Below are 19,122 nucleotides of genomic sequence, written 5' to 3'. Positions count from 1 at the left end.
ACAGGGGCCGCCGGAAGTACTGTGCGGCCGTGCATCTGGGGGGCCTCATGCACGAGATGGTCAAGGGTGGGAACGTCGGTCTGACGTCACTGAGCGAGGACGTCGGCTCGGTGATGATGAGCCTGAGCTGGGGCAGTCCGACGGGAGAGGGCGACGCGGACGTCTCCGTGCTGCTGCTCACCGCGGACGGAAAAGTGCGCAGCGACGGGGACTTCTACTTCTACAACAACCCCGTCGCCGCAGACGGAAGCGTCCAGCTGCTCGGCAAGGCGCCGACGGCGGACGGCAGCGAGGACCGGATCACGTTCGATCTGACCGCTATTCCGGCCGGAGTTGAACAGATCGTCGTGGCGGCGAGCCGCTATGAGAGCGCCCGTTTCTCCGAACTGCAGGATTTACGGCTGACGTTGGCCGACGGCTCCGGCGAGAGCCTGCTGCGTTTCTCGATCGACGATCCGGGTGAGGTCAGCGCGCTGCTCTTCGGCGAGTTCTACCGGCGGGGCGGGGACTGGAAGTTCCGGGCGATCGGACAGGGCTACGAGTCCGGACTGGCGGGCGTGGCAACGGACTTCGGCGTCGACATCGACGACGACGCGGGCACGGAGAACACGTCTGACGGCGAGGGCGATACCGAGTCCGATACCGACGTCCGCACGCGCGAAGCCGTATCCGCGATTCCCGCGCAGCCGTCGAGCCCGGCGGCCGAGTCGGTACCCGAGGCTGAGGCCAAGGCCGGGGTTGAGGCCGCGCCCCGTCCCGCTCGCCCCCGTACGGCCAAGAAGAAGGTCACCCTGCCGAAGGTGGCCAAGAAGTCCCTCGCGGAGAACGACTCATGGCGGAGTGCGGGGCTCTTCCCGGCCTCCGCGCTCAAGAGCGACCACGAGCGGGAGACCCGGGCGACCTCCGTGCTGCTGTCGGTGATGGCCCAAGTGCCGGAGTTCGGGCGGCGGTTGACGGCCGCGTTCGGTGCGCCGGTCGGCCGGATGGAGACGTTCACCGAGGTCACGCTGCCCAACGGTGAGTCGCCTCGGCGGCCCGACGGGGTGATCCGGGTCGAGCGGGCGGGCAAGCTGTGGACCGCGCTCGTCGAGACGAAGACGAACGGCAACCCGCTCAAGCTGGACCAGGTGCAGGCCTACGCCGACATAGCGGCCCGGCGCGGATACGAGGCGGTCATCACCCTCTCCAACGACGTGGAGCTGGAGGGCAGCCCGCTCGTGGAGGTCAAGCTCGACGGGCGGCGCAAGCACAAGGTGGCCCTCTGGCATCTGTCCTGGGCCGAAGTCGCCCACCAGGCACAGCTGTTGATCCGGCACGAGGGGGTCGGCAACGCGGCGCACGCCTGGCTGCTCCAGGAACTGCTGCACTACCTCCAGCACGAGAACTCCGGCTGCCACGGCTTCCAGAACATGGGCCGCTCCTGGGTACCGGTCCGCAACGCGATCGACGCGGAGACCCTGTGCCAGGGAGACCCGCGCGCGGTGGAGGTCGTGGAGAGCTGGGAACGGCTGGTCCGGCAGGTGTGTCTACGGCTCGGCGGCGAGCTGGGCGAGAAGGTGCTGCCCGTGCAGCGTGCCAAGCGCGGTACCGATCCGGCATCGCGACGGGACGCGTTGGCCGACCGGCTCTGTGTCGACGGACGGCTCGACGCCGAACTCCGTATCGAGGGCACGCCCGGTGTCCTCGCCCTCTGCGCGGACCTGCGCACCGGCAAGCTGCGCACGTCCATCGAGATCGCCGCACCCGACCAGGGCTACCCCCTCACCTGGGCCAAGCGGCTGGTCCGCCGGCTCGCCGAGGCACCGGCCGACCTGCACGTCGAGACCCTCCTGGAGGGGCAGACGGGCGGGCCGCGCGGCACGCTGGAACGCCTGCGTCCGGAACCGGCCGACATCCTCCCCAAGAACGGGGCACAGATCACCGGCTTCCGGTTGTCCCTGTTCAGGGGCATGGGCAACACCCGGGGCACCGCCGAATCGGGCTTCATCCGCAGCGTCGACGAATCCGTGGACCGTTTCCACGCGAGCGTGGTGGTGCACCTGGACGGGCGTGCGGCGCGGGCTGCCCGGCGACCCGTCGACGCCTAGATCTGTACCCGCCCCTGCCTCTGCACCTCCGTCAACCGCTGCGCCCCGGTCTCCAGCGCCTGGCCGGCCGCGTCCACGGGGACGTTCCCCAGGCCGCCGTTCGTGACGGTGATGGTGTCGTCGCCGATGCGGACGGCGGCGGTGTCGAGGGTGAGGGTGGACTGGTCGCCCTCGGGGGTGGTGCCGGTGAGGGTGAGGTGGAGGCCCTCGCGGGCGTCGCCGACGGTGGGGGGGGTGGCCTCCGTGACCGTCACGGTCTGGGTGCCGGAGCGGGTGGTCGTCGCCGTGAAGGCCGCGCACTTCTGGGGGAGGGACCGGAGCCAGTCCAGGGTGCGGTTCACGTCCGCCGGGGGGAACGCGGCCACCTGGTAACGGAGTTGGGCCTCGTCGTCGGTGTCGTCGAGGGTGGTCACTGCCTGGGTGGTCGCGGGGGTGCCGAGGAGTTCGTCGGCGTAGAGGGCGTCCAGGAGCCGTTGGCAGTCGGGTGCCGTCGTCTTCGCCTTCAGCAGCGTGTCCCGCCAGGTCGCCGTGCCCTGGGTCGGGGTCCAGGGGGCGCCCAGGTCCGCGTCCGTGATCAGCGCGGCCTGCGCCTGGGCCGGGGTGAGGACGGGGGCGGCGGCGGGGGACGCGTGGGCGGCGGGGGTCGTCCGCACGGCCGAGGGGGAGGGCGCGGTCGTCACCTTGTGCAGGATGGCCTCGTTCGCGCAGCCGGCCGCGGTCAGCGGGGCGCCCGCGGCGAGTATCGCGACGAGGAGGACACGGGCCGGGGAACGGGTCATCGAGGGTCCCTCCTGGGGCGGGCTGTCGTGCACGGGGTGCGTTCCCCAACGGCACCATCGCCCGCGCCCGCCCACCAGCGCGCCGGGCCGTCCGGGTGAGTGCCAGTGCTTCGGTTGTGGGGCGAGTGCGGGTCCGGTGGGGGCCGGCCGCACCCGAAAATCCATCGCCGAGGTCCCCGTACGGCTGCTAGCGTCCGCCGCATGAAGCGCGCCAAGCCGTTCCCGTCCTCCTGGACGACGACGCCGGAGACTGTCCCGGCGCGCTGACTGCTGAACCGAGTCGAAGCCCCGGGGCGAGTGCCCCGGGGCTTTGTCGTCGCCGGATTCCTCGCCCCGCCCGTCGTAGAGCGAGGAACCCATGAGCGAGGAACCCATGAGCGAGAAAACCCCGCACGACCACCGCCGTCTCGGCCGTGAGCTCGGCCTCTTCGACACCGACCCCCTGATGGGCGCGGGCCTGCCGTACTGGCTGCCAGACGGCGCGACCGTACGGCACGAACTGGAGGAGTACGTAAGGGAGTTGGAGCGCGCCGCCGGCTACCGGCACGTGTACTCGCCCGTGCTCGGCAAGCGGGAGCTGTACGAGATCTCCGGGCACTGGTCGCACTACAGCGAGGACATGTTCCCGCCGATGAAACTGGGCGCGGAGGAGGTCGTGCTGCGGCCCAGCCTCTGTCCGCATCACGCCCTCATCTACCGGTCCCGCTCGCACAGTTACCGCGAACTACCCCTCCGCATCGCCGAGTTGGGCGGCATGTACCGCTCCGAACTCTCCGGCGTGCTCGGCGGACTGACCCGCGTCCGTGCCATCCAGCTCAACGACGCCCACATCTTCTGCACCCTGGACCAGGCCGTCGAGGAGGCCCGCACCGCCCTGGACCTCATCACCCGCGCCTACGCCGACCTCGGCATCCGCGCCTCCCGCCACCGTCTCTCGCTGCCGGGGGAAGGCGGCAAGTACGTTGCGGATCCGGCCCTTTGGCGGCGGGCCACCGCGATGCTGAAGGAGGTCCTGGACACCTCCGGCGTCGTCTACGAGTCCGCCGAGGGCGAAGCCGCCTTCTACGGCCCGAAGATCGACGTCCAGATCGCGGACGCGGCCGGGCGCGAGGCCACCCTCTCCACCGTCCAGATCGACTTCCACCAGCCCGAACGTTTCGACCTGCACTACATCGGCGCCGACGGCGCGAAACACCGGCCGGTGATGGTGCACCGCAGCGTCATCGGGAGTGTGGAACGGGCGGTGGCGCACCTGGTGGAGGAGCACGGCGGGGCGTTCCCGGCGTGGCTGGCGCCGGTGCAGCTGGTCGTCCTGCCGGTGTCGGACGCGCAGACCGGGCCCGCGTACGACCTCCTCCGCCAGGCCCAACTCCTGGGCCTGCGCGCCGAGTTGGCCGCTCCCGACCAGGGCAGCCTCGGTGCCCGTATCCGGGCGGCGCGACTCGTCCCGTACCAGGCGGTGATCGGCGAACGGGAGACCGCCGCCGACCTGGTCGCCGTACGGCTGCGGGACGGGCGGCGGATCGAGCCGCTGGCGCCCGCCGAGCTGCTGCACCGCATCGGCGCCCGGGTCGAGGCGCGCGGCACCGCGCTGTGGGCGGATGCGTAAGGTCACCCTTGAACCGCCTTGAACTGCCTTGAACTGGCTCAGCCGCCTTGAACTGCCTTGATCCGCCGAACCGTCCCCGAGAGGAGCCTGACGTGACCGGTCAGCCCATCCCCGTGATCATCGACTGCGACACGGGGGTCGACGACGCCCTGGCGCTGCTGTTCGCCGTCCGCCACCCGGGCCTTGACCTGCGCGCGGTCACCTGCGTCGCCGGGAACACCGACGTCGACCAGGTCGTACGGAACACGCTGATCGTCCTGGACCACGCCGGCGCCGGTGACATCCCGGTCGCGCGGGGTGCGGCCCGGCCGCTGATCGAGCCGGCGCGTTCGGCGGCGCACGTCCACGGGCAGGACGGCATGGGCGACATGGGGCTGCCCGACTCCACCCGTACGCCCGTCGACGTGGACGCGGTGACGCTGCTGCGCCGGGAGATCCTCGCCTCGCCGAGCCCGGTCACCCTCATCCCGACCGCGCCCCTGACGAACATCGCGCTGCTGCTGCGTACGTTCCCGGAGGTCACCGACAACATCGAGCGGATCGTGTTCATGGGCGGCGCGGTGGCGGTCGGGAACGCCACGCCGGTCGCGGAGTTCAACGTGTGGCACGACCCGGAGGCGGCCGCGATCCTGCTCACCGCCGGGGTGCCGATCACGATGTACGGATTGGATGTGTTCGAGCGGGTGCAGGTTCCGGCCGCCGATGTGCAGCGGCTGCGGGAGAGTCCGGAGCCCCGGCTGAAGCTCGCCGGCGACCTCCTCGCCCACCGCGACCCGGCCGCGTCCGGCGACCCCACCCCCACCGGCGGCCTCGGCGACGCGGGCGCGGTCTGCGCGGTCGCCGACCCGGGCGGCCTCACCACCCGCCTTCTGCCGGTCGAGGTCTCCCTCGCCCCGGGGCCGTCCCGCGGCCAGACGATCGTCGACCGGCGTCCGCGTCACGGCGAGTCCGAGATCCACGACGGAGCTCGCGAACAGGCCCTGGTGGACGTGGGGTTGGACGTGGATGTGGAGCGGTACGTGAAGCTGTGGCTGGAGACGGTCGAGGGAGGCTCCCCCTCCTAGGAATGCGGCACCCCCTCTGGCGCGGCCTTCCTCGGATTCGCCACCCAGGTGACTCTGCTTTGGGCGATGTGTCGCCGGTACCGGTCACGGCAGAGGAGATGGCACGGCATGACGAAGCTGAGCACGTACGTCACGCTCGGACGTACGGGGTTGAGGGTGAGCCCCCTGGCTCTGGGCACGATGACCTTCGACGACGGCAGCTGGGGATCCGCGCCCGAGGAGTCCTTCGCCATCGTCGACCGCTATCTGGAGGAGGGCGGCAACTTCGTCGACACCGCCAACCAGTACAACGGCGGGGCGTCGGAGTCGACGCTGGGCGCGTATTTCGCCCAACGTCCCGGCGTGCGCGACCGCATCGTGCTCGCGACCAAGTTCGGTGGCACCTTGAACCCCGGTGACCCGAACGCCGGCGGTGCAGGGCGCAAGGCCGTCCTCACGCAGTTGGACGCGTCGCTGCGGCGCCTGAACACCGAGTACGTCGACGTGTACTGGATGCACATGTGGGACCGGCACACCCCGCTGGAGGAGACGCTCTCGACCCTGAACGACCTGGTACGCACGGGGAAGATCCGCAGCTTCGGCCTGTCCAACACGCCTGCCTGGTGGGTCGGCCAGGCCGCCACGACCGCCCGGCTGCGCGGCTGGGAGTCCGTCGCGGCGCTCCAGGTGGAGTACTCGCTGCTCGCCCGGACCGTGGAGGGGGAGCAGTTCGGCGCCGCCCGGGCGTTCGGCCTGGGCATCACGCCCTGGAGCCCGCTGGCCTCGGGCGTCCTGTCCGGCAAGTACTCCCGCACGGCCACCGACCATCCGGATTCCGGGCGGTCAGGGTATGCCGCTCCGCTGCTGACGGAGGCGACGTTCGTCGTCCTGGACGCGCTGGAGCGCATCGCGAAGGAACTCGGCACGACCGTGGCCCGGGTGTCGCTGGCCTGGGTGCGTCAGCAACAGCCCGTCACCTCTGTCCTCGTCGGAGCCCGCACCCTGGCACAGCTGGAGGACAACCTTGCCTCGGCCGACGTGGTCCTGGAGGCCGCCCACCTCGCCGAACTGGACGCGCTGACGACCCCTGCTCTCAACTATCCGCACCCGTTCGTGGACGAGGTCGGCATCGGTTTCCAGCAGGGCGACACCACCGTCAACGGCCTCACGTCCTCGGCCTTCCAGCGGACCTGACGTTCGACCGGAACAGAAAACGCGGCATGTTCCGCACGGGGAACAACCAGGTCGCGGACAGTCGGGGACGCATCCCTGAGGAAACCCTCAGGGATGCGTCCCCGACTGTTCTGTTCTCCTACGAGTGCGAAGCCCGCCTGCGTCGCGTGGCGACCACGATCGCCCCGCCGCCCGCCAGCAGGACCGCCGCCCCGCCGACCAGCGCGCCGGTGTTGCTGCCGCCGCCGGTCTCCGCGAGGTCGCCGCCACCGCCGTTGGGCGAGGGCGCCGCCGCGGGAGTGGTGGACTCGGAGGTGGCCGGGGTCGGGGTGGCGGACTCCGGGGTCGACTCGGAGGCGCTCGGGGTCGGGGTCGAGGACTCCGAGGCCGGCGGGGTGGACTCGGGGACCGACGGGGGGACCGAGGCCGGGGCCGACGGGGTCGGAGGCTGGGACTCGGTGGTCGTGCAGTCCTTCGTGCCGCCGTTCCAGGCCGCGATCAGCTTGTCCTTGATGACCGTGTGGTCGGGGCCCTTGGGCAGGTCGCCGTGGACGAGGCCGTCGCCGGCGGCGGGGTTGCCGTCGAACTTGACCGCGCCGCGGTAGAGGTCGATCTGCGCGAAGCAGCCCTCGTCCGGCACCGCGATGTCGAGCGAGTCCGTCTGGCCCTTCTTCACGGTCACCGTGTCGAAGTCGACGAAGACCTGCTGGCCGGAGGTGGCGAACGTCGGGCCGTGGGCGATGTACGAGGCGAGCGAGGCGGTGCAGGTGGACGCGTCACCGGCGGTGCGGACCTTGATGTGGATCTTGCCGTCGTCGGTGGGCTTCAGGTTCTGGTCGTCGACCTTGACCGAGGGGAAGAAGTCCGTGCCGTTCAGCGAGAACTGGCAGCCCTCGGTCTCGGTGACCGTGCCGGCGCCGGAACCGGGCCGGTAGTGGCCCCCGGACTCCCAGCCGTCACCGCCACCGCCGTGGGCCCAGGCCCCGGACGCCGCCCCGACGGACGCCGCGGCGAGGGCGAGGGAGGCGGCGCCTGTCCCCAACAGGCGACGCACGGTGACACGACTCGCTATGGACATACTTATCCCATCTTGGCCTGGCAAGGAGTGGAGGAGCTGAGCAGCGAAGGAAACACCGGGCCCATTGGTCACATGCGCCACAGCGTGTGCACATCGTGGGTCCACCGGAAGTTGACTGTCAACTTCCGTCAGCGCAGCGGGAATTCATAAGGAGACCACGTGACCGGCCTGTCCTCCCGTGACCCGGACTGGTGGCGGCAAGCCGTCGTCTACCAGGTCTACCCGCGCAGTTTCGCCGACGCCGACGGTGACGGGCTCGGGGACCTCAAGGGCATCACCCAGCGCCTCGGCCATCTCGCCGCGCTGGGCGTCGACGCGCTCTGGCTCAGCCCGTTCTACCCGTCCGAACTCGCCGACGGCGGCTACGACGTCGCCGACTACCGCGACGTGGACCCGCGCCTGGGCACGCTCGACGACTTCGACGCGATGGTCGCCGAGGCCCACCGTCTTGGCCTGAAGGTCATGGTCGACATCGTGCCCAACCACACCTCCCGGCTGCACAGTTGGTTCCAGGAGGCGCTCGCCGCCCCGCCCGGTTCCGCCGCCCGCGACCGCTACGTGTTCCGGGACGGACGCGGGGAGGACGGTCAACTCCCGCCCACCGACTGGCCGTCGGTCTTCGGCGGCAGCGCGTGGCGGCAACTCCCCGACGGACAGTGGTACTTGCACCTCTTCACGCCCGAACAGCCCGACCTGAACTGGGACAACGAGGAGGTGCGGGAGGACTTCCGCACCACGCTCCGCTTCTGGTCCGACCGGGGCGTCGACGGCTTCCGCGTCGACGTCGCCCACGCGCTCGCCAAGGACCTCACCGAGCCGCTCCGCGACGTGGGCCCCATCGCGGCGAACTCCGAGGACGTCCTCGACTCGATCCCGCCGGGCAGCCACCCCTACTACGACCGTGACGAGGTCCACGCGATCTACCGCGACTGGCGGCGTACGGTCCTCGACACCTACACCCCGCCCCGCATGGCGGTCGCCGAGGCCTGGGTACCGGCCGCCCGCCGCGCCCTGTACGCGCGCCCGGACGAACTCGGCCAGGCCTTCAACTTCGAGTACCTGGAGGCGGGTTGGGACGCGGCCGAACTCCGCGAGGTGATCACCGGCTCGCTCGCCACGGCCCGCGCGGCAGGCGCCTCGGCCACCTGGGTGCTGTCCAACCACGACGTCGTACGCCACGCCTCGCGCCTGATGCTCCCACCGGGCACCGACCCCAACACCTGGCTCCTGTCGAACGGCCGCACGCCACCCGTCGACACGGCGGCGGGCCTGCGCCGCGCCCGCGCCGCGACCCTGCTGATGCTGGCGCTGCCCGGCTCGTCGTACGTCTACCAGGGCGAGGAACTCGGTCTGCCCGAGGTCGCCGACCTGCCCGTCGAGGTCCTCCAGGACCCCATCTGGGAACAGCAGGGCCACACCCACAAGGGCCGCGACGGCTGCCGGGTCCCCCTGCCGTGGACCTCGGCCGGTCCGTCGTACGGCTTCGGGGCGGGGCCCGCGTGGCTGCCGCAGCCGGCGAGCTTCGCGTCGTACGCCGTCGAGGCACAGGACGGGACCGAGGGCTCGACCCTGGAGCTCTACCGCACGGCGTTGCGGCTGCGCCGCAAGCTGCTCGAAGGGGAGTCCCTGACCTGGGCCGCGGACAGCCCGCCCGGGGTGCTGCGCTTCGCGCGCTCCGACGGCTGGCGGTGTGTCACCAACCTGTCGGACGTGCCGGTCGCCCTGCCGCCGGGGGAGGTGCTGCTGAGCAGCGAACCGGCGGCGGGCGAGGGGCGGTTGGCACTGTTGGCGCCGGACACGACCGTGTGGCTGGGGTTGTAGCGGGTTCACCCCACGGTCGGGGTCTGGCTGGCGCTGGGTGACGCCTCGCCCGGCAGGACCGGCGGCTGGGTGGTGCTGTTCACCGGCGGGGTGAGCACCACCTCCGGCTGGCCCGCGGCCGGGGGCGGCGGGGTCAGGTCCACGGCGGGCAGCTTCGGCGGGGTCGTCTCCTGGAAGAGGACCTGGCTGAAGTTGACCAGGCCGGTCTCCTCCATCACCGTGATGTGGTCCAGGACCGTGGCGTTGGCCTGGTTGGCGAGGATCCGCACGAGGGTGTTCTCGGTCGTGGAGCGGATCTTCGCGATCGTGTTGAAGATCGAACCGTGCGTGACGCGCAGGATGTTGGCGAAGTCCGTGTCGAACTGCTTGCCGCTGTCGCCGTTCAGGGTGTTGATGAACCCCTGCTGCTGCGGGCTGGGCTGGTTCGGGATCGTGATGTTGAGCATCGGCGCGATCTTGCGGACGGTCGAGTCCAGCGCCGCGTGCCCGTCGATCAGGTGCTTGCTCGCGGTGATGACCGCCGGGCTCGCCCCCTTCTTCAGGCCTATCTGGCCGACGGGGTACTCCCACAGCCCCGCCGCGCGCACCTTGACCACGAAGTCCCGGTCGGCCTCGGTCAGCGGCCCCCACTGCGTGTTGGCGATCACGCGCGTGGCCGAGCTGGAAACCGTGGTCACACCCAGCATCGCCGGATAGGCCAGTGCGACGAGGGTCAGGCTGAGGGCACCGCCCACAACCATCGTTCCCGTCGCGTTCCGCGAAAAGCGCACCGTACCTCCTGTGTCATGGACCGCCCGTCGGCGGTACGGACAGTCAGAAGTACGGATCGGGGAAGCGCGCGAAGTCTTTGGTTTTGGTAAAGCCCGAGTGGGGCGCGTCACAAGTGGCGGGTGGTGCCTCCGGATAGGTTGCGAAGGGTGGACTCCCTTTCTCCGGCCGCCCGTTCGCTCGCCGCCCGCTGCGAACCGAGGGTGAACGAGCTGGCCCGGCGCATGACCCGCACCGTCTTCGAGGATCTGCACGGGTACGCGGAACTGCCCGTCGACGTAAGGGACGTGGAGATCACGGCGACGGCCCGGCAGGGTCTGCGCCAGTTCCTGCGGACCGCGGCCGGCGGCGAGGTCCTCCGCCCCACGGCGGACGGGGGCCTGCGCTACTTCCAGGACCGTGCTCACCAACGCGCCGACGAGGGCATGCCCCTCCAACTCCTCCTGGGCACCTACACATCCGGCGCCCACGTCCTCTGGCAGGCCCTCACCGACGCGGCCCGCCCCGGCGAGGAGAGCGCGCTGACCGAACTCTGCGGCGCCCTCATCGCCGCGCAGGGCCGTGTCATCGCCGCGGTGACCGAGAGCTACCTCGACGAACAGGCGGCCATCGCGGCCGAGCGCGGTGAGCAACGCCGGTCGCTGGCAAGGGCGTTGCTGGAGGGGACGCGGAAGGCCGAGGGCTGGGAGGGTCCGGTCCTGGTCGTACACCTGCGGTTCGCGCCCCGGCAGTCCGGCGGTGTCGCGGTACGGCGGCTCGTGCGCCGGGTGCAGACGGCCCTGGACCGGCTGTTCGGCACGGAGGTACCGGCGCTGCTGGACGGCACCGGCGGCCACGCGCTCGTACCGGGCCGTACGGAGTTGCCGGACGCGGCGACGGCCGTACTGCGGGAGGCGGCGGGCCCGGGACTCCGGCTGGCCGCGACGGTCGCCTCGGGGGCCGAGGACATCCCGGACGCGGCGCGGGTGGGCGAGGAGATCGTGCGGGTGGCGAGGGCCTGCGGCCACGCGCCCGGCCCGCACCACTTGGACGACGTACTCCTGGAGTACCACCTGTCCCGCCCCAGCGCGGGCAGCGCCCGCATCGCGGCACTCCTCGATCCCCTCGCCGACCGCCCGGACCTGACGGCCACCCTCCGCACCCACCTGGAACAACGCCAGGACCGCAGAGCCACGGCCCGGGTCCTCGGCCTCCACCCCAACTCGGTGGACTACCGGCTGGCCCGCATCACCGAACTGACCGGCCTGGACCTGGGCACACCCCGGGATGCGGCACTGGCGTTGGCGGCGCTGCTGCTCGGCTCGCGTCAGGCGAGCTGACCGGGCTGGTAGTCGCCGGCGGGCATCGTGAGCATGACGTTCATCCGGTTGAAACTGTTGATGAGGGCGATCAGCGAGACGAGCGCCATGAGCTGCTCGTCGTCGTAGTGCTTGGCGGCGTTCTGCCACACCTCGTCCGGGACACCGCCGGCCGCGTCCGCGATCCGGGTCCCTTCCTCGGCCAGCTCCAGCGCGGCGCGCTCCGCGTCGCTGAACACGGTCGCCTCACGCCACGCGGCGACGAGATGGAGCCGCACCGCCGTCTCACCCGCGGCGGCCGCGTCCTTGGTGTGCATGTCGGTGCAGAACCCGCACCCGTTGATCTGGCTCGCCCGGATCTTCACGAGTTCCTGCGTCGCACGGGGCAACGGCGAGTCCTCGATGACCTTGCCCGCGGCGACGAAGTGCTTCAGGGCCTTACCGGCGAGAGGACTGGCGAAGGCGTTCAGTCGGGCACCCATGGTGGGCTCCTCTGTTCTGTCGTGGCTGCTGCTTACACAGCTCTGACGGAACGACCCGGCAGGAATGTGACAGGCCTTGGATGTGACCCGGGTCTCGCTCCGACCCCGCAGACGCCACCGGTGCAGCACCACAGCCGATCGCCTACGCCGCTACGGCGGCCACCCCCAGCGCGGCCCGTGCCGTGGCGATATGGGCGAGGCCCTCCTTGGCCACCCGGGTCGCCTCCGCGTACTCGTCCGCCGTGTGGGCCGCGGACAGTCGGGCGCCGGCGGCTCGGTGGCACTCGGCGGCGTCGGTCAGGGCTTGGGTCGCCGTTTCGCCGGCTCCGGCCCAGATTCTCGCCTCGGGGACCGACAGGCTCGCGCCGAGGCGGAGGACCCAGCCGCTGGCCTCGACCTCCGCGTCCAGGCCGGACAGGTCGGAGTCGCCGCGCGCCCGGCGCGAGCGATGCTGTACGACGACGGCGAACGCCGCCCCGGCGATCAACAGCAGTGCGAGCAGCACGACGTATCCCATCGCTTCCTCCAGGCCTTCACATGGTCACGGGCCGGGCGGATCCGACCCCGTGCGTCCATGACACGCCCTGCCTCTGTGCGGGCACATCGATATTCCTGTGCGTCGGCTGCGAGGTTTCCATGGCGGTGAGCCGGAAGGGGTGCGGGAGGCGTACGGGGCCGGGATGAGGCCGTGCGTCCGTCAGGTCAGCTCGCCGAGGCCGACGGCGACGCGGAAGCCGACGGGCCCGGGCCGCCCGGGCCTCCGCCGCCCTCCCCGTCGTTCGTCTCGTCCGGCGCCACCCCCAGCGTCAGCCGGCCCCGCACGCCCCGCCCGATGCGCCGCCTGTCGTACTGGAGGTACAGCAGGCCGCCCTCGTGGCCGTTCTGGGGGTAGATCCCGTCCTCGGTGAGCGTCGTGCGGGTCGCCGTGTTCGAGACGTACGGCTCCAGGACCGACGTCGCGATGACCGACTTCTCGTCGAAGAAGAGCTGGCCCGTGTGGCAGGTGTGGCCACCCTCGTAGCCCGCGTCGGTCCACTTGCCGTCGACGTGGACCTTGACGTGGATGTGGACGCAGCGGCCCTGGTACCAGCCGGGGAAGACCGTCTTGAAGGTGACGTGGCCGTTGCGGTCGGTGTGCCAGGTGCCGCGCAGGAAGCGGTCGTCGTCGGTCGGTTCCTGGTGGCCTCCGCCGCCACCGGGCGGAGGACCACCGGTCGGGGTGCCGGAGGGCGGTGCGCCGGTGGGGGCGGGGCCGCCACCGCCACCGCTGCTCGACTCGTAGCCGGAGTAGATGCCCGTCGCGTTGCAGTGCCAGATGTCCACGGCCGCGTTGCGCAGCGGTCTGCAGGTGTCCGCGTCGATCACCTTGAGGTCGAGGGTGAGGGGGATGCCCTCCTGGTCCTCGGTCACATCGCGGCGGATCTTGTCGGCGTCGATGTAGTACGGGCCCTCGGTCAGCTCCGAGGTGAGCGTGTAGCACGCCTCCCCCGAGGCGGTCGCCTTCGGCGGGTGCGGACGCGGAGCGTTCTCCTGCGCCGAGGCGCTCGCCGACAGCGCTCCGGCGGCGCCCACCGCCGTCACGGCCACCCCGCCGGCCACCAGGACCGTACGGCGTGCCAACTGGCCCTTGTCTTCCGGGACTTCGGAGTCCGTGGGGGGTTGAGAATCCATGGGGGGTACTCGGGAATCCGTCATGCCGGGGACGCTAGGGGCGCCCGCCATGACATGAACATGAGAATACGCTGTGAATCCTGTGCGCAAGCGAAAGGGCTCGAAACCGATGCCGGTTCCGAGCCCCAACTCCCGCCAGATGTCTCCTACTTCGGCTGCGGCTTCCGCACCGACAGGTGCAGCTCGCGCAGCCGCGTCTCGTCCAGCTCCGTCGGCGCGCCCATCATCAGGTCCTGGGCGTTGCCGTTGAGCGGGAACGCGATCGTCTCGCGGATGTTCGGCTCCTCCGCGAGCAGCATGACGATGCGGTCGACGCCGGGGGCGATCCCGCCGTGCGGCGGGGCGCCGAAGCGGAACGCGCGCAGCATGCCGGCGAACTGCTCCTCGACGGTGTCACGGTCGTAGCCCGCGATCTCGAAGGCCTTGAGCATGATGTCGGGCTCGTGGTTCCGGATCGCGCCGGAGGACAGCTCCACGCCGTTGCAGACGATGTCGTACTGCCAGCCCAGGATGTCCAGCGGGTCCTGGGTCTCCAGGGCCTCCAGACCGCCCTGCGGCATCGAGAACGGGTTGTGCGAGAAGTCGATCTTCCCGGTCTCCTCGTCCTTCTCGTACATCGGGAAGTCGACGATCCAGCAGAAGCGGAAGACGCCTTCCTCGAAGTGACCCGCGCGCTTGGCGGCCTCGACACGGACCGCGCCCATGATCTTCGAGACCTCTTCGAACTCGCCCGCGCCGAAGAACACCGCGTGGCCGGGGGCCAGCGACAGGCGCTTCGTCAGCTCCGCGATGTTCTCCTCCGTGAGGAACTTCGCGATCGGGCCCGTAAGCGAGCCGTCCTCGGTCACGCGAACCCAGGCCAGGCCCTTCGCGCCGAGGGTGACCGCGAAGTCGCCGAGCTGGTCGAAGAACTTCCGGGACTGCCCCGCCACGTCCGGCACCGGCAGCGCGCGGACGTGCTGGCCGGCGAACGCCTTGAACTCCGAGCCCGCGAACACGTCCGTGATGTCGGTGAGTTCGAGCTTCGCGCGCAGGTCCGGCTTGTCGGAGCCGTACTTCACCATCGACTCGCGGAACGGGATGCGCGGGAAGGGGGAGGTGACCGGCTGGCCGCCACCGAACTCCTCGAACAGCTCCGTCATCAGCTTCTCGATCGGCTGGAAGACGTCTTCCTGCTCCACGAAGCTCATCTCGACGTCGAGCTGGTAGAACTCGCCCGGCGAGCGGTCCGCGCGGGCGTCCTCGTCACGGAAGCAGGGCGCGATCTGGAAGTAGCGGTCGAAGCCGGAGATCATCAGCAGCTGCTTGAACTGCTGCGGCGCCTGCGGCAGGGCGTAGAACTTGCCCGGGTTCAGCCGGGACGGGACCACGAAGTCGCGCGCGCCCTCGGGGGAGGTCGCGGACAGGATCGGGGTGGCCATCTCGTTGAAGCCGAGGGCGACCATCTTCGAGCGGATCGAGGCGATCACGGAGGACCGCAGCATGATGTTGCGGTGCATGCGCTCGCGGCGCAGGTCCAGGAAGCGGTACTCCAGGCGCCGCTCCTCGTTGACCCCGTCCTCGGTGTTGATCGTGAAGGGCAGCGGGGCGGCGGCACCGAGCAGCTCGACCTCGCCGACCTCGACCTCGACCTCACCGGTCGGCAGATCCGGGTTCACGTTGTCCGTGCCGCGGGAGACGACCTTGCCGTCGACGCGGACCGTCGACTCCTTGGTCACCTTGTCGAGGGCCTCGTACGCGGGCGTGCCGGGGCGGGCGACGAGCTGCGTGATGCCGTAGTGATCGCGCAGATCGATGAAGAGGATGCCGCCCAGGTCTCGGCGATTGTGCAGCCAGCCGCTCAGCCGGACGTCGGTGCCGACGTCAGAGGCGCGGAGCTCGCCGCAGGTGTGGGACCTGTACCGATGCATCGTCGTTCATCCAGCCTTCGCGGATCGGGGAGTGTTTCACGTGAAACGTCCGGGGCCGGAGCCCGGACGTCCCAAGGGTACCGGCCACCCACAGATCGCCTCCCCACCATTAACTCCGGGCTCCCTCGGTGGCAGGTTTCGATCTCCTCTTCTTAGAGTGGGGCAATGCGCACTGGTGAGCCCCTGCCCGCCGTGGGGGAGGTACTCGCCGCCCTCGCGACCGGCCTGTGGCACTGGGATACCGCCTCGGAGCTGGTCACGGTGGACGCCGAGGCCGCACGGCTGCTCGGGCTGCCCCCCGAACAGACCACCCTCACGGAGGCCCAGACACGGGCCCGACTCCACCCCGTGGACTGGAACGAGATCACGGGGGTCGTCGGGCTGGCCGTAGCCGAGGGCACCCTCGCCGAGGTCCGCATCCGGATCATGGACGAGCGGGGCCGGGTCATCCGCGTCGTCCGCAGCCGCTCCAAGCCGTCCTACAACCCCGAGAAGCGGTCGTACGAGCTGATCGGCACCCTCCAGGAGGTCGCCGAGCCCACGCCGGGCACACCGGCCGGGCGGACGGCGGTCACCGGTGACTGGCGGCGCTCCCGCGAGGCGTTCCTGCTGGACGCGGGCCGGGCGCTGGCGGAGGCGCGGTCCACGGCGGAGGTGCTGCGGGTCGCGGCGGGCCTGTCGATGCCGGGCTTCTCACCGGACGGCCTCGCGGTGTTCGGCGTATCGGGCGACCGGCTGACGATCGTCGGCCACCACGGGCACCAGCCGGGCGACGAGGACCCGTTCTCGCACATGTCGATGGTGACGGACTACCCGGCCGCCGAGGTCGTACGGACGGGCCGTGCCGTCTATCTGTCCACGCCCGAGCAGTACAAGGAGCGCTACCCGGTCACCTGGCCGCTGGCCCAGCACTTCCACCGGCAGTCCTGGGCGTTCCTGCCCCTGACCGTCGCCGGGCGGACGATGGGCGCCTGGATGGCCGCCTTCACCTACCCGGTCGCCTTCACGCCCGACGAGCGGTCCGTCCTCACCACGGTCGCCCGCATGCTCGCCCAGGCCCTCTCCCGCGCCGGTGTCGCCGAGTCCGAGCGCGAGCTGACCGACGGACTCCAGCGCTCGATGCTGCCCACGCTGGGCCCGGAGATCCCGGGCATGAGCGTCGCCGCCCGCTACATCCCGACCGGCGGCGGGCTCCAGGTCGGCGGCGACTGGTACGACATGATCCCGCTGCCTGGGGGCACCCCCTCTGGGGGAGGGAGAATCGCGCTGGTCATCGGTGACGTACAGGGCCATGACGTGCGCGCCGCCGGGCTGATGGGCCAGCTCCGCATCGCCCTGCGCGCCTACGCCTCCGAGGGCCACCGGCCGGATGCCGTCCTCTCCCGCGCCTCCCGCTTCCTGCACGGCATCACCAACGGCGACGCGGAGAAGGCCGACCCGCGCTTCGCGACCTGCCTGTACGTCGAGGCCGACCCGGCGACCGGCGTCCTGGAGATCGCCCGCGCCGGCCATCCCGACCCGGCGATACGCATGGCGGACGGCACGGTGCTGATGCGGCCCACCGCGGGCGGGCTGCCGCTCGGCATCGACCCGGACGCCGACTACCCGACGACCACGCTCGCCCTGGAGCCCGGCGAGACCATGCTGATGTGCACCGACGGGCTGATCGAGACCGGCGGCCACGACCTGGAGACGGGCTGGCAGCGCATCCGGACGATCCTGGAGAACCAGAAGGGCGACCTGGAGGAACTCGCCGACGCGCTCGTCCAGGCCGTCCACGGGCCCTCCTCGCACCACACCACCGGGCCGCTCGCGGACCGCCGCGAGGACGACATCGCCGTACTCCTGCTGTCCCGCGAGGACGAGGCCTGCGGCTGCGGCGACACGACGACCGTCCCCCCGAAGATCCGCCGTACGGTGCTCACCGTCGCGCAGGCCGAACCCGAGCGGATCGCGGTGGCCCGGCAGCAGCTGCGCGAACTCCTCCACGACTGGACCGGCGCCGACCAGGTCGACTCCGCGGTCCTGCTCGTCTCCGAGATGCTCACCAACGTCCTCGTCCACACCGACGCCGACGCCCTGCTGACCGCCGAGGTGACCGGCGAGTCCGGTGAGCGGCGGATGCGGGTCGAGGTCACGGACGCCGGCGACGACCTCCCGCACAAGCGCCACCCCGGCGAACTGGCGTCCTCCGGGCGGGGGTTGCTCCTCATCGAACTCCTCGCCGAGACCTGGGGCGTGGACCCGAGGGGCGAGGGCAAGAGCATCTGGTTCGAGCTCTACGAGTCCGACGGCGACGGGGACACCGCGGGCGAAGGCCCGGGCGGCGTCTCGGAGTTCGGGTCCTGGGACGCGTAACGCTCCCGCAGTTCGTGTACGACACCGAAGGCGGCCGCGGTCAACGGCACCGCGAGCAGCATGCCGAGGATCCCGGCCACGGACGCGCCCGCGGTGATCGCGATCATCACCACCGCCGGGTGCATCTGCACGGTCCGGCTCTGGATCATCGGCTGGAGCACATGTCCCTCCAGCACCTGCACGGCGAGGACGACCCCGAGGGCCCACAGCGCGATGACGACACCCCGGTCGGCGAGCGCGACCAGCACGGCGACCGCGCCGGAGAGGAACGCGCCGAGGTAGGGGATGTAGGCGCCGACGAAGACGAGCGCGGCCAGCCCGAACGCCCCCGGCACGTCCAGGACGAGCAGCCCGATGCCGATGCAGAGGGCGTCGATGAGCGCGATGACGGTGGTCCCCCGCATGAATCCCTCGACGCCCTCGAAGGCACGGCGGGCCATGGCCTCGACGAGGTCGGCGGTGCCGTGCGGGGCGAGCGAGCGCAGCAGTCCCGTGGCGAGGTGGGAGTCACGGAGGAAGAAGAAGACGAGCAGCAGCGCCAGGACGGCCATGGCGATGGTCTCGCCGACGACACTGACCCCGCTGATGACGTTCGAGGCGGCCGTCCCGCCGAACTTGGTGAGCAGTTCCTTCGCGTTGGAGGCGAGGTCGTCCACCGAGGTGCCGGCGGCCCCGAAGTGGTCGGCGAGGGAGTTCCCCGCGTCCTTGAGCGAGGACACGATCTGGTCCCCGGTGTCGATCAGCGCGGCCACCACGATGTACACGGCCCCGCCGACCACGGCGACGACCGCGACACAGGTGATCATGGCGGCGACCGACCGGTTCACGTGCGCCTTCACCAGCCGCCGGTACAACGGCCCGAGCAGCGCGGTCCCGAGCAGCGCGAGCAGCACGGGCGTCACGGCGGTCCGCAACTCGGAGCAGAGCCGGATCCCGACGTAGCCGACCCCGGAGACGAGCAGGATGACGGCGCACCAGGCGGCGAGGCGCCGTACAGGAACGGGGAGGAGCTGCACGGTCCCAGCCGATCACGCATCGGGCGGGC

15 protein-coding genes are annotated in these 19,122 nt (G+C 71.1%); 7 read left to right on the top strand and 8 right to left on the bottom strand.

The genetic code is table 11. The annotated features are described in order from the left end of the window. The first annotated feature begins 47 nt into the window (after nt 1-47). Nucleotides 48-2,087, top strand: a complete 2,040-nt coding sequence (locus OG496_RS29570; protein ID WP_405976730.1) for a TerD family protein — start codon at nt 48-50, stop codon at nt 2,085-2,087. Here the strand turns inward: OG496_RS29570 and OG496_RS29565 are convergent. Further along, nucleotides 2,084-2,866 (bottom strand): hypothetical protein, encoded by a 783-nt coding sequence (locus OG496_RS29565; RefSeq protein ID WP_405973037.1) that lies wholly within the window; start codon nt 2,864-2,866, stop codon nt 2,084-2,086. The genes OG496_RS29570 and OG496_RS29565 overlap by 4 nt on opposite strands. Nucleotides 2,867-3,239: 373 nt before the next feature. Here OG496_RS29565 and thrS point away from each other — a divergent pair, with 373 nt between their 5' ends. The 3 genes from thrS to OG496_RS29550 all read left to right on the top strand — a co-directional run bounded on the left by thrS (nt 3,240) and on the right by OG496_RS29550 (nt 6,712). Then, nucleotides 3,240-4,475: a threonine--tRNA ligase gene (thrS, locus tag OG496_RS29560; RefSeq protein ID WP_405976729.1), complete on the top strand. Its 1,236-nt coding sequence runs from the start codon at nt 3,240-3,242 to the stop codon at nt 4,473-4,475. Between the two features lie 92 nt (nt 4,476-4,567). After that, a complete protein-coding gene (locus OG496_RS29555) occupies nt 4,568-5,539 on the top strand; it encodes a nucleoside hydrolase (protein WP_405973036.1) in 972 nt (323 codons plus the stop codon). Between the two features lie 108 nt (nt 5,540-5,647). Further along, nucleotides 5,648-6,712, top strand: coding sequence for an aldo/keto reductase (locus OG496_RS29550; RefSeq protein ID WP_366494688.1), 1,065 nt, complete (start codon nt 5,648-5,650; stop codon nt 6,710-6,712). A 118-nt stretch (nt 6,713-6,830) separates the two neighbouring features. On the opposite strand, the gene OG496_RS29545 is transcribed toward OG496_RS29550, so the two are convergent. Continuing rightward, entirely contained in the window at nt 6,831-7,769 is a 939-nt protein-coding gene (locus OG496_RS29545; RefSeq protein ID WP_405973035.1) for an LAETG motif-containing sortase-dependent surface protein, read from the bottom strand. A gap of 159 nt (nt 7,770-7,928) precedes the next feature. Between OG496_RS29545 and OG496_RS29540 the strand changes: the two genes are divergently transcribed. After that, entirely contained in the window at nt 7,929-9,590 is a 1,662-nt protein-coding gene (locus OG496_RS29540; protein ID WP_405973034.1) for a glycoside hydrolase family 13 protein, read from the top strand. 5 nt (nt 9,591-9,595) lie between these two features. Here OG496_RS29540 and OG496_RS29535 read toward each other — a convergent pair whose 3' ends face one another. Continuing rightward, on the bottom strand, nt 9,596-10,324 hold the full coding sequence (locus tag OG496_RS29535) for a DUF4142 domain-containing protein (protein WP_366494915.1): 729 nt from the start codon (nt 10,322-10,324) through the stop codon (nt 9,596-9,598). Nucleotides 10,325-10,507: 183 nt separating this feature from the next. Here OG496_RS29535 and OG496_RS29530 point away from each other — a divergent pair, with 183 nt between their 5' ends. Next, nucleotides 10,508-11,677 (top strand): PucR family transcriptional regulator, encoded by a 1,170-nt coding sequence (locus OG496_RS29530; protein WP_405973033.1) that lies wholly within the window; start codon nt 10,508-10,510, stop codon nt 11,675-11,677. On the opposite strand, the gene OG496_RS29525 is transcribed toward OG496_RS29530, so the two are convergent. The 4 genes from OG496_RS29525 to aspS all read right to left on the bottom strand — a co-directional run bounded on the left by OG496_RS29525 (nt 11,665) and on the right by aspS (nt 15,719). Further along, on the bottom strand, nt 11,665-12,138 hold the full coding sequence (locus OG496_RS29525; RefSeq protein WP_405973032.1) for a carboxymuconolactone decarboxylase family protein: 474 nt from the start codon (nt 12,136-12,138) through the stop codon (nt 11,665-11,667). The two genes, OG496_RS29530 and OG496_RS29525, sit on opposite strands and share 13 nt — an antisense overlap. Nucleotides 12,139-12,280: 142 nt before the next feature. Continuing rightward, nucleotides 12,281-12,655, bottom strand: coding sequence for a hypothetical protein (locus OG496_RS29520; RefSeq protein ID WP_366494693.1), 375 nt, complete (start codon nt 12,653-12,655; stop codon nt 12,281-12,283). Between the two features lie 185 nt (nt 12,656-12,840). Next, nucleotides 12,841-13,809, bottom strand: coding sequence for an intradiol ring-cleavage dioxygenase (locus tag OG496_RS29515; RefSeq protein WP_405976728.1), 969 nt, complete (start codon nt 13,807-13,809; stop codon nt 12,841-12,843). Between the two features lie 146 nt (nt 13,810-13,955). Next, nucleotides 13,956-15,719, bottom strand: a complete 1,764-nt coding sequence (gene aspS, locus OG496_RS29510; RefSeq protein ID WP_405973031.1) for an aspartate--tRNA ligase — start codon at nt 15,717-15,719, stop codon at nt 13,956-13,958. A gap of 165 nt (nt 15,720-15,884) precedes the next feature. Between aspS and OG496_RS29505 the strand changes: the two genes are divergently transcribed. Beyond that, nucleotides 15,885-18,077 (top strand): SpoIIE family protein phosphatase, encoded by a 2,193-nt coding sequence (locus tag OG496_RS29505; RefSeq protein ID WP_405973030.1) that lies wholly within the window; start codon nt 15,885-15,887, stop codon nt 18,075-18,077. On the opposite strand, the gene OG496_RS29500 is transcribed toward OG496_RS29505, so the two are convergent. Beyond that, entirely contained in the window at nt 17,999-19,093 is a 1,095-nt protein-coding gene (locus tag OG496_RS29500; protein ID WP_399395261.1) for an AI-2E family transporter, read from the bottom strand. The two genes, OG496_RS29505 and OG496_RS29500, sit on opposite strands and share 79 nt — an antisense overlap. Nucleotides 19,094-19,122: the final 29 nt, after the last annotated feature.

Source organism: Streptomyces sp. NBC_00988, from assembly GCF_045162645.1.
GTDB lineage: Bacteria > Actinomycetota > Actinomycetes > Streptomycetales > Streptomycetaceae > Streptomyces.
Note: the sequence above shows the minus strand (reverse complement) of the source record. Positions and strands in the feature narration are given on the sequence as shown.

Coding starts and splice junctions, on each gene's coding strand:
- OG496_RS29570 (WP_405976730.1), top strand. CDS start 48: ATGCACGAGATGGTCAAGGGTGGGAACGTCGGTCTGACGTCACTGAGC.
- OG496_RS29565 (WP_405973037.1), bottom strand. CDS start 2,866: ATGACCCGTTCCCCGGCCCGTGTCCTCCTCGTCGCGATACTCGCCGCG.
- thrS (WP_405976729.1), top strand. CDS start 3,240: ATGAGCGAGAAAACCCCGCACGACCACCGCCGTCTCGGCCGTGAGCTC.
- OG496_RS29550 (WP_366494688.1), top strand. CDS start 5,648: ATGACGAAGCTGAGCACGTACGTCACGCTCGGACGTACGGGGTTGAGG.
- OG496_RS29545 (WP_405973035.1), bottom strand. CDS start 7,769: ATGTCCATAGCGAGTCGTGTCACCGTGCGTCGCCTGTTGGGGACAGGC.
- OG496_RS29525 (WP_405973032.1), bottom strand. CDS start 12,138: ATGGGTGCCCGACTGAACGCCTTCGCCAGTCCTCTCGCCGGTAAGGCC.
- OG496_RS29520 (WP_366494693.1), bottom strand. CDS start 12,655: ATGGGATACGTCGTGCTGCTCGCACTGCTGTTGATCGCCGGGGCGGCG.
- OG496_RS29515 (WP_405976728.1), bottom strand. CDS start 13,809: ATGGATTCTCAACCCCCCACGGACTCCGAAGTCCCGGAAGACAAGGGC.
- aspS (WP_405973031.1), bottom strand. CDS start 15,719: ATGCATCGGTACAGGTCCCACACCTGCGGCGAGCTCCGCGCCTCTGAC.
- OG496_RS29505 (WP_405973030.1), top strand. CDS start 15,885: ATGCGCACTGGTGAGCCCCTGCCCGCCGTGGGGGAGGTACTCGCCGCC.